The following is a 15,923-nucleotide window of genomic DNA, read 5'->3' as shown; positions in this document are numbered from 1 at the left end:
CTGGGTTATAAACTGGTTCCGTTTGATCTGTTTTTGCCTCGACCCACTCTCCTCCTATATAGTTTTTTAATGTCTTAACCGCTGTTTGTTCCATTACTATTCCTCCCTCTATATAATTAACTATCTTAAAATTCAACTTATTTAGGTATAACTTTTCCTTTTAATTAGTCACTCTATATATTTTGTTCTAGCTTTTTAACTCACTGTTACTAAGTTAACTTCCCATAATAGATTACTTCTAGAATAAAACCGCAAGACGGCGATAGCCTGAGGTGGCATATCAGCCGTACCGACAAAGAAGACACTGTGAATGCGACCGAAGGAAAGCATTCACAGATGTTGCACTTGTGCCCTAAGGGTGAAAGCGACCACCTGGAGTGAAAGCCTTTTTGCTCAAATAAAATCGATCGGTTTTGAAGCGCTATATTGATTTATGAAATTGATTCAACTAGATTGTAATTACTAGTATTAAGTAATCTAATTTTCTTTTTCGCTTCTTCTTTTACTGCTTCCATTGAGTCTTGAAACAATTCTATACGGTCGTATATATTTGGATCTTTCTCGATATTTTTTCTTAATGTATTTCCAAACGCCATCCTGAGAGCTGTGCCTATATTGACCTTTCCAAAATTTGTTTCAACAATCTTCCCTAAATCTTCATCGGTAATCCCTGTAGAACCGTGCATAACAAGTGGGACGTTAACTAATGATTGAATTTGGTCGATTAAATCAAATTGGATTTGTGCGGCTTGCTGTTCCATTCTATGAACAGTTCCTACAGCTACAGCCAAGGCATCTACATTTGTCTGATCAGCAAATTCTTTTGCTTCGATAGGGTCAGTTAAAGCTCCCTTAATTCCTAAACGGGGATCCGTGTAACCGACGGAACCTATTTCCGCTTCTACAGGGACACCGAATGAATGAGACATTTTTACTATTTCTTTTGTTGTTCTAATATTTTCTTCAAAAGATAGTTGAGAACCATCATACATGACGGAACTATAACCGGCTTTTAACGCTTGGGCAACTGTATCGAAGTCACCCCCGTGATCTAAATGAACAACAACTGGGACTTTTGCATTTTCAGCGAGTCCCGTTAGTAACTCTCCTAAAATTTGTATCGGCATATGAGCAATCGCTACTTTATTGGTTGCTAGTATTACAGGGGCATTTAATTCTTCTGCCCCATCAATCACTGCCTTTGCATCTTCATAGCCAAATACATTAAATGCCGGGACCGCAAAATTTGCTTTTACCGTATGCTTTAGAACGTGATTAAGATCTACTAACATATTGCTCCTCCTCGTTGTTATGCTTTTATTAATTCAGCATTTTCCATAAATTTCATGATTTCCTCTTTTGTGGGCATTGCCTCTGAGCAACTATGTTTAGAAATGACAATTGCCGCTGAAGCACTTCCAAATTCCATTGACTTTGGAATATCCCATTGATTCATCAACCCATAAATAAATGCGGATGCATAGGAATCCCCTGCTCCAAATGTTTTTAATACATTTGTTTTAAACGTACCTCCTCTATAACGATTGCCATCTTTTGTATAAGTGATGGAGCCATCACCTCCATGTTTGATAACAATTATTTCCGCATGATAATCGAACCATTTTTGAGCTGTTTGTTCATCTGTTTTCTTTTCCTTTTCAAATTGTTCCATCATATCAAATTCTTCTCTTGTGCCGATAATGACATCACATTTTTCAGCAGCCAAGTTATAATAAACAGCTGTTTCTTTATCGGATGTCCAAGTATATGGGCGGTAATCAAGATCAAAAACGACAATAACATTATGCTTTCGTGCATACTCTAGGGCTAAAAATACAGCTTCTCTTGAAGGACTTGCTGCAAGAGCAGTTCCAGATATTAATAATGTTTTAGATTGCTTAATATAATCTTCCGAGACCTCGGTCGTTTCTAACTTTAGATCAGCCACATTGTCACGATACATTAAGATACTGCATTCTTCTGGACTTTTAATTTCCGTAAAGGCTAACCCTGTTACCGCTCCTGTATTATCAAATACGATACCGGAAGTATCTAGATCATTTTTCCGAAGATATTGCACAATATAACGTCCCATTTGATCATCTGAAACTTTTCCGATAAAACCACTTTTCAGGCCAAGACGTGCTGATCCAATAGCAATATTAGCCGGTGATCCTCCAACATACTTAGTAAATGAAGAAGTTTCTTCCATTGGCCTATTAAATTGATCAGCATTTAAATCAATACATAATCTCCCTATGCCAATTAAATCGAATTGTCGATTAGCAATGAATTCCAAATTATACACATATTTCCCTCCAAGTTTTCTATATAGAACTAACTTACTATTCTCTTTGTCTCTGGTATTCCAAAAGTTAACTATCTTTTAAAAGTTATGGGATTTATAAATGAATTCTCGGCTTATGTTATCTTATTTAAATAACCACTCATGATCTGGATCATTATGAAACTTCCATGTACGTTCTGGACCAGCCATTACATTTAAATAATAGGATTCATATCCTGGAATACAGGAAACCGGGTGATAACCTTCGGGAACTAGCACTACTGTATTATTTTCTATAGTTATTGATTCATCCAAACTACGGTCATCATTATAAACTCTTTGAAATGCAAAACCTTCTTTAGGATTTAATTTATGGTAATACGTTTCTTCTAAATAGGACTCAAAAGGTAAATTTTCCTTATCATGTTTATGAGGTGGATAGCTGGAGGTATTACCTTCAGGGGTAAACACCTCGACTACTAATAAGCTATCAGCCCCTTTTTCTTCAGGTAGTATATTATGAACTTTTCGGCTCATTTTGCCTGATCCGCGCTCTTCAACTATTACATCTTCAGGTGGGATCAGGCGAGCTCTATGATTATTTTTCCCAGGAGCTAAGCATATTGCTATTTCAATATTGGTGAGAGCTTTTACAGAATAATAGTCATTATTAGGAATGTAAACTGAATAAGGTGGAATTTTCTCAAAGACACTCATTCTTTTACCAAGCTCATTAAATGACTCTTCTCTTGTTTTTACATCAGCCTTCCCGGACAGTAAGACAAGGCATATTTCATTGCTTCCTGTATTTCTTTCAAGTAGCTCTCCCTCTCGCAATGTATACACTTCGAATCCGACATATTGCCAAGGTACCGACTCAGGTGTAACTCTAAATAATGCTCCTTCTTTGTCTGGTTGTGTTGACTTTAAGAGTAATTTTGACATATTATACCCCTCCCTCTAGTTAAGCGCTTAATCATATGCACTACTTTACCATCGTTGTATTGATTTTCTGTTCTTTACACATAATTTCTGACAGATTTACAGATCGTTTTTCTTTCCAAGATACGTTCGCTGCATATGCCAAAAGTTCTGCTTTAAAACCATCTTCACCCGTACATGCAAGTGGCTGATTTTTCAAAATAGCATTTGCAAAATATTTAATCTCTTCCAAGTAAGCTTCTTCATATCTTTCTAAGAAGAAATATTTAGGATTATCCATTATAGTTACTTCTCGGGTAGAGATTTCAATGCTTGTTTCTTTAATATTATCAGAAGCAACCATTCCCTTATCTCCAAAAACTTCGATCCGTTGGTCATACCCATAAACTGCACGTCTACTGTTATCAATAACTCCTATCGCTCCATTTTCAAAGGTAAGAGTGATAATAGCTGTATCGACATCTTTGTGTTTTGCAAATATCGGATCAACAAGGTTTACTGCTTTAACCGAAACCTCTACAACTTCACTTCCCGATAAATATCTCATCATATCAAAGTCATGGATAGTCATATCCATAAACATACCGCCAGAAGTTTTAATATATTCTTCTGATGGAATTTCAGGATCTCGTGAGCTTACCTTAATGATTTGCGGCGACCCAATCTGACCATTACGAACATTTTCATAAACTTTTCGAAAGTTTTTATCAAATCTTCTGTTAAAACCGGACTGAAACTTTACACCTGCTTCCTGTACAACTCTTAATGCTTCTCTAGTATCTTCGAGATTGAAACTTATAGGTTTTTCACAAAATATATGTTTTCCAGCTCTTGCTGCTTTCTTTATATATTCAGCATGTGTATCAGTGGACGAACAGATAAACACAGCATCAACCTCTGGATTATCTAGAACGTTGCCCGGGTCTGTTGTTATTATTGGAACTCTTTTTTCAAGTTCCGTTCCTATTAAATGATTGATGTTTATATCAGTAATCACTTCTAAAGAAAACATATCTAGATCTAAGACATTTTTAGCATGTAGTTGTCCTATCCTACCTGCTCCAATAATGCCTATTCTTAATTTATTCAATATCCATCACCTCACTAAATTTTAATGGAGAATTTTATTTAGAGCACCAAGTAAAAGGGTCTGATAAACATGGTGCTCATATAATTGCTTTCTCACTTATTTAATCTCCTTTATTAATTTCTATAAGAGGATGTTCAAAAAGTCCGGTAAAAATGACACTGCGAATTTCTTCGTTGGCTTGCTTCTCCGCTGCTCATGTATCTAAATGCATACATTCCGCTGCTCGAAACTAAGCCGCCTCGAACTTTCGACGCACAGGACGTGCTAGTGTCGGCGTTGCTGACAGGACGTCAGCTCATTTAGCCGACGGGTCCTTTTTATCCTCCTTTTTGAACACGTACTATAATAAAGTGAACATGTATTAGTCAGAGATTTAAGCATGTAAAACCTTTGCTTCCTCACTTTCCACTTCTTTACTGAGCAGTACGCCAGTTTCTTTATCATAGACATTTAGCTTATTGGAAGAAAAACTAATCCAGACTTCACTTCCGATTATAAAGTCTCTTTCCCCCATATATTTAGCAAGGATAATTGTATTATCGTTTAATGCCAACTGCACCAATGTTTCAGATCCTGCAGGTAATACAGAATAAACTTTACAACCTACTGCTTCATCTACCTTTTCGGTATGAATTTGTATATCCTCTGGATAAGCGGATATTACTATATCGCCGGAGTGAACATGATTGAAAGGGATAGCTAATTTCCCAAGACTTGACTCCGTGACCAAATGACCGTCTCGATAAGTAGCAATTCCCTCAATTAAGTTAATTTGTGGATTTCCTACAAAATCTGCAACTCTTAGGTCAGCCGGTTCACGATAAATGTTTCTAGGTTTATCTAATTGTGCCAGTTCTCCCTCAAAAAATACAGCTATCTTTGTTGATAATGTTAGTGCCTCTACTTGATCATGGGTTACATAAATAATGGTAGTATCTAATTCACTATGCAAGCGTTTTAGTTCTGCTCTCATTTCCAATCTTAACTTTGCATCTAAGTTAGAAAGCGGTTCATCTAATAATAGGATTTTAGGTTCTGTTACAATAGCTCTTGCGATCGATACTCTTTGTTGCTGACCACCAGATAATTCAGATGGATAACGATCAATATAAGGTAAGATTTGTAGTTTATCTAGAGCTGCTTCAACCCTTGCCCTAATTTCCTTTTTAGGAACTTTTTTAATAGTGAGACCAAATGCAACGTTATCATATACAGTCATATGAGGCCATAAAGCATAACTTTGAAATACTAAATTCAAGTTTCGACTAGCTGGAGAAGCATAATAACGATTTTGACCATTAACTACTTCTTTTCCACCAATAGTGACAATCCCTTCTTCAGGATTTTCTAACCCGGTTATAACCCTTAACGTAGTAGTTTTTCCACAACCGGATGGTCCTAATAAAGTCATAAAGTCTCCATCTTCAATTACAAAATTAATATCTTTTAGCACATGGTTATTACCAAAGTATTTATTAATATTTTTAAGTTCAATTCTACTCATAATTAAATCACCCTCCTATACCTTTTGTAAGATCTGCTTTACCCCATTTAACAGCTATATAATAAGTAACCATCGTGATTGCAATGATGATTAACATAATTGCGTTTGCGAATTGTGGATAGCCGGTTTCTGCATATTCAAAAGTTAAAGTTGGTAAAGTACCTGTTTTTGGTGTTACCAATAAAAGCACTAAATCCAGTTGTTTCATAGCACTTATAAATCCAATTAAAAATGCACTTAGTAACCCTTGTTTTGTTAAAGGGAACATGATTCTTATAAATCTTTTGAAGAATGAAGCTCCTTGGATCTTTGCAGCTTCTTCTAGTTCACCACTTATCTGAAACATATTACTTACCCCGGATCGAGTTGCAAAAGGAAGATCTTTAACTATAGTGATTAAAATAATTAATGTTAATGTACCATATAAGGATGGGATGAATAATCCCGGTTTAGCAAACATTGTTAGATAAATTGCTGACAACGCAATTCCAGGAATTAAATAAGGTGCAAAGGCAAGTTGCTCCACTACTTTACCCGTTACAGAGTTTCTACCTTTAGCAACTACATAACCAAAGGTGATACCAATGATTGCAGCAACACCAGCACCAATTAAGGAAATTGTTAACGAGTTCTTTAAAGCTAAACCAATTGATTCGTTAACTAAGACTCCAACCGTACCCATTGCAATATCTGGATTTGATTTCCCTACCCAGAAATGAGTCGTAAAGTTACTTAAGCTATAGACTCCATCTTTTAACATGAAAGACTGAAGTATTAATAGTGCTAAAGGTAAGACAGCTGCAGATAACATGAATGTAACCACTATACCGAAAATCGGCATTCGCCAACGTCCTAATTTCATTAAGGTTTTTCTTCCGTCTTTTCCTCCTACTGTATCGTACCCTTTTCTTTTTCCTATTACCTTTTGATTGATATAAATAACTAAACTTGCTAAAACGATCATCGTTAAACTCAACATATACCCTTCAGTTGCCATTCCAGTTTTCATACTACTATATAGCATTGTAGAAATAACATAATAATTTACAGGTAGACCAAGAAAAGCTGCCGGTCCAAAAGTACCTATCGCCTTGGAAAATACTAGGATAACTCCGGATAAAATAGCCGGTAATATTAATGGAAACGTAATTCTCCTTAATATAGTCGTTCTTGGCGCGCCGAGTATATCAGCAGTTTCTTCTAAACTACTATTAATAGAGTTAAAAGCAGCCGAAGCTAGTAAAAAGAAATATACATAGTAATGCATCCCGCCAAGTACAATAACGATCGGCAAGAAGCCGTATGATATCCAGTCAGGTGGACTTATACCAAACATATATTGGATGAAACCTGGAGCCCCACCAATACGATCATTTTTAAATACTACCATCCACGCCATAGATTTCATCCAAGATGGGATCATGTATGGGATGACAGCTAAAAAGGCTAACGTTTTTTTATAAGGTATGTCTGAACGTGTTACTAGCCAGGCCAATGTTACACCCATGATCATAGCAATAAAAGATACAGCTACACCTATACTTAAGGAGCGAAATATTGGCTTATAAAAAATATTTTTGCTTGTTTCACCCGTTAAAATGTTTAGCCAATGTTGAAGAGTGAGCTTTCCGGGTTCTGCATCCGCATTAAATAGGATATCCCCCTCTTCCCATATAAGTGTACTTGAAAGCATTTGCCACAAAGGAATTACAATCGTGTAAATCAAGAAAATTATGGCTATTATACTAATTAAGTAAATAGGGTTTGACAAGAATGATTTTGTCATATTAGCTAATCTAGCTTTATTAAATTTCGAAGAGCCAACTGTTCTACTATTAGTACTCATTAATTATCACACTCCATTTCAAGTAAATTGTTTTGTTTTAGGATAGAGAATGCAGAGTGAACTCGCATTCTCTTATCAATTGAAATACACAACTAATCTATCTTTGATATCCAAAAATTCCTGAATTTCGGAAAATTTTCATTATAAAATTGTTCATCTGCCTCCCATGCTACAATCTCGTCAACTGGGAATGGGTTAGGGTTGTCAACATCAGTCCTAGGAACCCACGCACCATACAAATTAAATGGTTTCAACCCTTCTGCTTTCCCGTCCTCTTCTCCCATTGCCCATCGTGCTAATAGCATGGCAGCGTTTGGATGAGGAGCATTATTTGCAATATAAAGCACACTAGAAGATTTAACCGATATTCTTGGTTTCATGTCAAAGCTCGCTTCGATTGGTAATCCTGATTGCTCAATATGCCTAAGCTTACTTGAAGATGCAAATCCAATAGGGGGATCTGTTTGACCTTTTTGACTAACGCTATCAATAATATCTTCTCCGGAAGACATTAAAACGGGGTCATTTTCAATAAAACGAGCAATAAATTCATATCCCGCATTTTCTTCAGTTAGTTCAATCTCTTTACCATATTTTTCTTTATATGCTTCTGCCATTTCGTCGGCATCTTGAATGATTGTAACCATAAGTTCGGAATACGTCGCATTGGAGACAGGATCATTAAGTAAAACCTTACCTTTCCATTCTGGCTCTGTTAAATCCCACCAATTATCTACAGGAGGTTCATCATATACCTCTGTATTATAAATGATCGGGCTTACAGTTAAATAATGAGTTGGAAACTCTGCATCCTTATAACCGTCAGCGAATTTTTCCATAATGTCTTTTGGTTTGAACGGATAAAGATAGCCCTTTTCAACAAGGTCTTTTTCAACATCTGTATGGATAACATCCGCATTAAAAACTCCCGAATCTTGTTCTCTAACCATTTTTTCTCTAATTTCCATTTTTTCAATCTTGTACGGTTCTACCGTGATTCCAGGATACTCTGCTTCAAAGGAATTCTTTACGTCCTTAAATTTACTACCTTTAGCATAGACTACTACTTTGCCTTCCTCTTTTGCTTTTTCATATAGCTCATCAACTGACTTGTTAAAATCTTCTTCACTAAATGTATTACTAGAGTCATTCTTTGTTTCCTCAGCTTCAGCACTACAAGCCACAAGCACCAAAAATCCAATCGTCAATATGAACAACAACAATTTTCTAGCATTCTTCATTTTAAGCCTCCATATAATTTATTTATTTTGTTCTGTCCAATCAGACCAGCTGGTAAAATATTTGGATTTGTGATTTATCAAACAATAATCATAAAACTTTTCTATTAATTCTAATCTTTCAACTGCAGCCTCATGTTTATATGTTCCTTTTGACAGATTATACATATCTCTTCCACCAATTAAGTGTTGACGTTTAATGATATCTTCACAACTAACTTTTGAAGCGTTATTTAACATATCATAAAAAATCATAAACGTTGTGGTTCTTCCCACTCCACCTCGACAATGGAAATGTAACCATTCTCCTTTTGGTAGCGCTCTCACAAAATTGACAAAGCGATCAATTTGTTCGTCGGAAGGCTTATTGTGGTCTGTTACAAACAAACGTAGGTACCCAAGTCCTTCTTTTTTAACCATTTGTTCTTCTGTTTGAACTGTCTGTGGTTTAACTGGCTCTTGCATCGGGATGGATTTACCCTTCCATTCTTCAAATTCAATGGTTTCTTTTCCTTTTAAACTATCAAGGTTTTTTCTTTCTATAGCCATTACTTCCTCAGGTGTTAAACTCTTATTAACATAGTTGTTCTTTCCATACCAGCTAATAGCCATCCCATTAACATATCCATGTGATTCATTTCTTGTATCCACTATAGTAATCGATGGATGGTTAATTTCTTCTTTCATCTTTTGCAGCCCTTTTTGAGAAAAGACTCCGCTGCCTGAAATATTTAGTTCGAACAATCCTGTTATGTCAACATTATCTAAATTTGAATCGTTTATATAATCTGTAATTGACCTAAATCTTCTTGGCAGTTCATAAATGTTGTCTTGATCTACAATTAATTTAGATTCAGGAATCTTTACATCAAAACTCATTTATATCCCTCCTAATTTCTAAACATCAACCGTTTGCAATTCTTTTAACCTATTAATAGAAGTAAATACTTGTTCTGCGACTGGAGCTTCTTTCGCAAACCGATCAAAGCTAAGTTCAAGATTGTATACACCATTATAATTTTGTTCTTGTAGAGCTTTAACGTACACATCAATCGGCAACTTAAATTCCTCGGTTAATGGAAAGTGCGTTCTCCCGTCGTCATTAAGAGCGTGTATGTGTGTATGAATTACTCTTTTCAAAAAATCTTCAGAAGGTAGTTCTCCCATCGTCATACTTAATTCTCTTTCTTCATTAAGATTTGAAAAGAGATGGCCCATATCCCAACAAACTCCCAAATGCTTACTATTTACCCTTTGAACCATTTCAATTACTACTTTACAAGAGTTCCCTGGGTCGATTGATTTATCTTTACTACGATTGTTTTCAAGAGCAAAATATACTGGTATGTTTTCCTCTTCCACTAATTTTACCCACTTTTCCAACATAGATATTGTTTCTTCTTTTAGTTCATCTTGACTTTTTTGAGTAGATTTACTAGGTTCTTGCAATGCATGTAAAGTCATTACAATTTTATTCTGATATTTCTGGAAGTTCTTTAGAATATATTCCATTGAAGGATATATCTCTAAAAATGTATCACCTGATTTCTCACCAGTTAAGTCTCCATGAATGGTTATTTGCATGCCAGCAAGCCATATTTTCTCAATAGATGCGTTAATTAGATCAAAATCTTCCTCGCTTATTTTTCTAGGGAGTTTTCTGATTTCAATCGAATCAACTCCCTTTGATTTTAATGATAAAATATATTCTTCGAAGCAATCATGTTGCGCAAGAAGTTCCTTATTATTTTCTCTAAATGCAAGGTTTTGAATAGAAACACCAATCAATTTGTTCACTCCTCTTTCATAAAACCATTAGATCTTCAGTATTTTATCTTCATAGCTTTGAATCACAGTTGCTACTGCATTTTCCTCATTACTTTGTGTTAATACTATATCTGCAATCGCTTTCAATTCATCTCGTGCATTTCCTACGGCAATACCTTGATCAGCTGCTTTCAGTAAAGAAATATCATTAAGATTATCACCTATAGCAATCGTATGAATAGGTGTTTCTATCTCTAAAAAGTTAATTAATTTGGTTAAGCCCTTACCTTTAGAAACACCTGCCGGTAATATTTCTAAGTAATTAATTTCAGAAAATACAATTTCACAATTAAAACCATTATTTTCTATTCCTTCACTTAATCTGTATAATTCTGAAGTGTCATTCATGATTATTAATATTTTCGTAAGCGGTTTGTCAGTTAGACTATCACCTTTGTGCAGAATGCATTGAATCTTTTCTTTATTTTCAAACTCTTTTACTATTTGATTTCTTTCGAGGACAAAAGGTTTACCTTCCGAGTATAGAAATACTCCTTTTTCCTCATTTGTGCTGTTAATAATATCCCAAATTTCGGAAGGAACAATTAAGTTTTTATCATAGAGTATTTTTCTTGTAGTTGGACAATATATCCTTGCCCCATTGTAAGATATGATAGGAATATCTACTCCTAGTAATTCAGCGTAAGGTAATGCAGAATTTTCCATTCGGCCAGTCGCAAATGTGAATAACCCTCCAGCTGATCTAAACTTTTGAACCCATTCCTGATTTTTTTTGCTAATTTCATGATTATTATTTAGTAATGTTCCATCTAAATCTGAAACAATTAATTTATTCTTCATACGTGGCCATCCCACCTACCATTTTAAACTCAATTAATTAAGTATTTTGAGTTAAGCGATTACCCGAATCATAGAAGGGGTTTAATCATTTTAAAAGTTTATTTTTAAGCAATAACCAGTTAATCCCTACAATTTGACTAGTTGATTCTGTAAGCATATAAATATTATTTTCACCTCTTTCACTCTATTTTAGTTAATCGCTTAACTTGCTTGGAGTCATTATAATACGTTCAGAATTGAAAGTCAAGGGTGAATTTTTTGAAAAATTGTTAGTCATGTACTAAACTCTTATTTTCATGCCATCCCTGTAAGCTATCTAAAATTCTTTCTTTTAACACCTTATTACAGACAACAACCGTTCCTGTTTCCAGTATATTCATAGCCTCTCCATCACTTCTAAAAGCTACTCCTCCAACCTCCGTTAATATTATGATCCCAGCAGCAATATCCCATGGAGACAATTTTTGCGATATATAAGCATCTGAAGTGCCTGCTACAACTTGAGCAATTTCTAGAGATGCAGTTCCTCCATATCTCACACCACGGATAGTAGTTACTAAGTCTTCAATTACTTGTGCGTTAAATTCTTCACTCTTACAAAGAAGTTCGTGTTTAAATGAGAAGATTGCTTCCCCTAATTTAGTGTCTCTCTTTAACTTGTTAATTTTTTCACCATTTCTATAGGCACCTTCTTCTCGAATTGCACTGTATAGCACATCTGCCATTACATCATATATTAAGCCTACTTCACCTATTCCGTCCTGATAAATTCCGACAGAAATTGCAAAGTTTTTCTTCTGATGAACGAAATTTTTAGTACCATCTATCGGATCAACAATCCATATAGTTCCTTTCATTGACGTTACATTATCTCCATAACCTTCTTCTCCTAATATCAGGTGATCAGGATACTTTTCTTTTATTTTTTCCACAAAATATTTTTCAATTTCTCTATCAACTTCTGTGACGAGATCATCTTCGTGTAGTTTTGTGTCAATTTTTAAGTCATCATTAATTTTGTTTCTTATAATAAAACCTGCTTCCTCCACCCAATATTTTGCCTGTTTAAAAATAGATCGTCTCTTTTCTCCATTCATCTTTACTTCGCCCTCTCCTATTAGATCTGAATATATAAAAAATTAAAAAATATTTGTCTACAAGTTTACATTAAACTTTTTATTTTTTCCAGTATATTTAGGAAAGGGTTTTCCATAAAACGATTTTTAAGAGCTTTCGCTTCGTAAGTATGTTCCTTTCCATCTAATTTAAACTTAATCAGCATAGGTGGTTGACGTTCTATTCCTCTCTTTAAATCTTCATCTTTTGTTTAATTTTAATATTTCCCAAAATAAAGTTAATTTTAGACCTTCACAAATTTTCTAAAAGATGTTAATATACTAATTATAAAATCAATAGGAAAGCCCTTAACTAAATAATTGATCATTTTTCACGTTTTAAGTAAACATCTTCAGATTAAACAAACCTTTTTATATATTTTTAGAGGTCATTAAAGTTTATTCGCTCATTGATAACGCTTACATGGAGGGGGTGAATATATTGCTTATCCGCCAAACATATTACATGGAAAAACGCAAAGAGATTAAATCACTTACATTAGAGATTATAAATTCTCTTCTCGATATGACAAGTTCATATGATTGTTACCTAAATAATCCAACTGAAAATAAAAGAGATGCTATATTTCAAATGGAAGATGTTATTGATAAAAATGAAAAACGAATTGAAAAGTATATTTTAGAGATCCTCTCAATAGAACAATTAAATACTGATGAAATTAAGTGGTTGTTTTCTATGAACCGAATTATACGTGAGCTTGAACGTGCTGGAGACCAACTCATTAACATTATTACTATTAGCAATGTAGTTGATGTGAACGTGCTTCGTCCGTTAATAATGGAATTTCTTATCATAGAGAAAGATATGATGGAGTGGTTAGCTAAAGGGATCAGTGATAATAACATTTCAGCACTTAAAGATGTAGTTTCTCATGATCAATATGTAAATGATCTTAATAAAGAAACGTATAAAAATATCGCGAATTTAATTGATGATAAAAAAGATATTTCGGAAAGTAAATTGAAAATGATTATTATAAGTAGGTTTTTAGAAAGAGTAGGGGACCATCTCGTTAACTCGGCAAGGGTTTATATAAATAGCTTGGCAGAATAAAAGAAAGAATCTCTGTCACATCAAAGTTATATTAATCTGAAGGCGTTCTGCCTATGCTTATTTTTAAGGCTTTTCCTAATTAAATGTAAATATATTATTGACCTAAACCATTGTTTTAGAGTAAAGAATAGAAGTAGAGAGGAAATTTACAATGTTAGTAAGTATCTTAGGTTTTCTTGGAGGGTTAGGTATCTTCCTTTACGGAACAAATATCTTAGGCGGTGTGTTACAAAAAATAGGTGCTTCCAAAATGAGAGAATATCTTGCTTCTATTACTAACACGAGAATTAAAGCCGTATTAAGTGGTATTGCCGTTACATTTTTTCTCCAAAGCAGCACTGTAACCAATATTTTGGTTGTGGGATTGGTAGGGGAAGCTGTAATCTCTCTTTCACAAGCGTTTGGAATCGTACTCGGGGCGGCTATTGGTACAACATTTACAGTTCAAATATTAACATTTGACATTGCTCAATATGCTTCTATTTTTATTTTTCTTGGTGTAATTTTTTCAATGTTCTTGAAAAAAAATTTTTTTAAAAACTTAGGGAGTATTTTATTAAGTATTGGTTTTATTTTCTTTGGAATTGGATTAATCACTTCATCAGTAGAACCGTTAAGCGAAAATGCAAGTGTATTACAATTTCTCGTTGACTTAGCGGAAAACCCTATATTGTTTACGATAATTGCAATGTTACTAACAGCTCTAATGCATAGTAGTGCTGCTGTAATTATTATAGGAATTGCATTTGTTACCTCTGATGTACTTACACTCCCTGCTGTTTTACCCTTAATATTAGGAGCAAATATTGGTTCAACTATTCCAGTTGTCATTTCTAGTTTAGCCTCTCGTTTAGAGGGAAAAAAGTTAGCGTTTTTTTATTTTTTCTTTAAGACAACGGGGGTTATTGTCACTCTTCCTTTATTATTCCTTTTAACTGATGCCATTCAAATGTTACCAGGAAGTCCAGAAAGACAAATTGCCCATTTTCATACACTATTCAATATAGGAATTGTCATTTTGTTCTTTCCATTTATTTCATTGATTGCTAAAGCATTTCAGCGTATCTTTCCACCAAAAGAACAGAGTATACTATTTGAGGTAAATTTAGATGACGCACTTTTAAAAGTTCCGGAAGAAGCTTTAGCAAACAGTCAACATGAAATTTATCGCTTAGCTGACATGGTCAAAAAAGATATGATCAGTGAATTAAAAGAATTTACTGTTGGCAATTTAAATGGTGAATCGATATACAATGTTGAGCAATTAATAGATGCTTCTTATATTGAAATTCAACAATATCTACTAAAGCTGGGACAACGAGACCTAACCAGTAAGCAATCAAATATGGAAGTTAAACTTTTAAATGTTCTAAATGATATTGAACACATCGGAGATATGGTAGTTCGATTTATAAATAAAGCAGAACAATTAGACCATAGAAATATCAAATTAAGTGAAAAAGATCAAGTACAATTAACTAAGCTTCTTGGTTATATTGAAGAGACATATTCTAATTCAGTTAATGCTTTTAAAAAAAATGATCTAAAGTTAGCAAGAAAAAATATTCAGCTACAGTCAGAGATAAATCAGTTTGAGAAAGATATTAAATTTGAACACTTTAATAGTTTAATTAATAATCAAGAATATAATCCAGAAATTAGTGCTGTTTATTTAGATACGGTCAACCAACTATTTCAAGTTTATCATCACTCAATTAATATATCGCGTACGGTTATGGGGTTAATTTGATTTAAATGGAATGTAATAATTAAACACTGTTTGCCAGCGTTTCAGCTAGCAGACAGTGTTTAAACTGAAAATGAGGTTTTTCTCCTCTTAAATTGTAAACTCTTTTGCGAAACAATTTTTCTTATTTAACCATTGTCAGTGCAATTCTACTACGATTCACATCAACATCGTCTACCCAAACAGTAACGACATCTCCAACAGATACTACATCCATTGGATGCTTCACAAATCTAGTCGATAATTTGGAAATATGGACAAGTCCATCTTGACCAACTCCAATATCTACAAATGCTCCGAAATCTACAACATTCCTGACTGTTCCTTCCATCTCCATACCTTGTTCTAAATCTTCTAATGATAACACTTTCTGTTTTAAAATCGGTTGTGGAAAATCATCTCGTAAATCTCGGCCTGGACGTCTAAGTGCATCAATGATATCTGTTAATGT

The 15,923-nt window shown here is 34.3% G+C and carries 14 protein-coding genes; 2 read left to right on the top strand and 12 right to left on the bottom strand.

Annotated features, from left to right (window positions below):
* Window positions 1–431 precede the first annotated feature (431 nt).
* The 11 genes from ACPYKA_RS10590 to ACPYKA_RS10540 form a co-directional block, all read right to left on the bottom strand.
* A complete protein-coding gene (locus ACPYKA_RS10590) occupies window positions 432–1,292 on the bottom strand; it encodes a class II fructose-bisphosphate aldolase (RefSeq protein ID WP_479542271.1) in 861 nt (286 codons plus the stop codon).
* A 17-nt stretch (window positions 1,293–1,309) separates the two neighbouring features.
* Window positions 1,310–2,308, bottom strand: a complete 999-nt coding sequence (gene iolC, locus ACPYKA_RS10585; RefSeq protein ID WP_479542270.1) for a 5-dehydro-2-deoxygluconokinase — start codon at window positions 2,306–2,308, stop codon at window positions 1,310–1,312.
* Between the two features lie 123 nt (window positions 2,309–2,431).
* The gene (gene iolB, locus ACPYKA_RS10580; protein WP_479542269.1) at window positions 2,432–3,232 is read right to left on the bottom strand and encodes a 5-deoxy-glucuronate isomerase; all 801 of its coding nucleotides are present in this window, start codon (window positions 3,230–3,232) and stop codon (window positions 2,432–2,434) included.
* A 40-nt stretch (window positions 3,233–3,272) separates the two neighbouring features.
* Window positions 3,273–4,319: an inositol 2-dehydrogenase gene (gene iolG, locus ACPYKA_RS10575; protein WP_479542268.1), complete on the bottom strand. Its 1,047-nt coding sequence runs from the start codon at window positions 4,317–4,319 to the stop codon at window positions 3,273–3,275.
* A gap of 373 nt (window positions 4,320–4,692) precedes the next feature.
* Complete coding sequence (locus ACPYKA_RS10570) at window positions 4,693–5,823, bottom strand: ABC transporter ATP-binding protein (RefSeq protein WP_479542267.1); 1,131 nt, start codon at window positions 5,821–5,823, stop codon at window positions 4,693–4,695.
* 7 nt (window positions 5,824–5,830) lie between these two features.
* A complete protein-coding gene (locus ACPYKA_RS10565; RefSeq protein WP_479542266.1) occupies window positions 5,831–7,669 on the bottom strand; it encodes an ABC transporter permease in 1,839 nt (612 codons plus the stop codon).
* 92 nt (window positions 7,670–7,761) lie between these two features.
* Window positions 7,762–8,910: an ABC transporter substrate-binding protein gene (locus ACPYKA_RS10560; RefSeq protein WP_479542265.1), complete on the bottom strand. Its 1,149-nt coding sequence runs from the start codon at window positions 8,908–8,910 to the stop codon at window positions 7,762–7,764.
* Window positions 8,911–8,928: 18 nt separating this feature from the next.
* Complete coding sequence (locus ACPYKA_RS10555; RefSeq protein WP_479542264.1) at window positions 8,929–9,786, bottom strand: phosphatase domain-containing putative toxin; 858 nt, start codon at window positions 9,784–9,786, stop codon at window positions 8,929–8,931.
* A gap of 18 nt (window positions 9,787–9,804) precedes the next feature.
* Window positions 9,805–10,695, bottom strand: a complete 891-nt coding sequence (locus ACPYKA_RS10550) for a sugar phosphate isomerase/epimerase family protein (protein WP_479542263.1) — start codon at window positions 10,693–10,695, stop codon at window positions 9,805–9,807.
* 27 nt (window positions 10,696–10,722) lie between these two features.
* Complete coding sequence (locus ACPYKA_RS10545) at window positions 10,723–11,535, bottom strand: Cof-type HAD-IIB family hydrolase (protein ID WP_479542262.1); 813 nt, start codon at window positions 11,533–11,535, stop codon at window positions 10,723–10,725.
* A gap of 269 nt (window positions 11,536–11,804) precedes the next feature.
* The gene (locus ACPYKA_RS10540; RefSeq protein ID WP_479542261.1) at window positions 11,805–12,632 is read right to left on the bottom strand and encodes an inositol monophosphatase family protein; all 828 of its coding nucleotides are present in this window, start codon (window positions 12,630–12,632) and stop codon (window positions 11,805–11,807) included.
* A 460-nt stretch (window positions 12,633–13,092) separates the two neighbouring features.
* Here ACPYKA_RS10540 and ACPYKA_RS10535 point away from each other — a divergent pair, with 460 nt between their 5' ends.
* Both ACPYKA_RS10535 and ACPYKA_RS10530 read left to right on the top strand, forming a co-directional pair.
* On the top strand, window positions 13,093–13,725 hold the full coding sequence (locus tag ACPYKA_RS10535) for a PhoU domain-containing protein (protein ID WP_479542260.1): 633 nt from the start codon (window positions 13,093–13,095) through the stop codon (window positions 13,723–13,725).
* 151 nt (window positions 13,726–13,876) lie between these two features.
* Entirely contained in the window at window positions 13,877–15,475 is a 1,599-nt protein-coding gene (locus tag ACPYKA_RS10530) for a Na/Pi cotransporter family protein (RefSeq protein WP_479542259.1), read from the top strand.
* A 121-nt stretch (window positions 15,476–15,596) separates the two neighbouring features.
* Here the strand turns inward: ACPYKA_RS10530 and ACPYKA_RS10525 are convergent.
* A partial coding sequence (locus tag ACPYKA_RS10525) for a S1 RNA-binding domain-containing protein (protein WP_479542258.1) occupies window positions 15,597–15,923 on the bottom strand: 327 nt, incomplete at its 5' end.

The organism is Pseudogracilibacillus amylolyticus (SeqCode) (assembly GCF_051918545.1).
Taxonomy (GTDB): Bacteria; Bacillota; Bacilli; order Bacillales; family Amphibacillaceae; genus Pseudogracilibacillus.
This window is presented reverse-complemented; position numbering and strand designations above follow the sequence as displayed.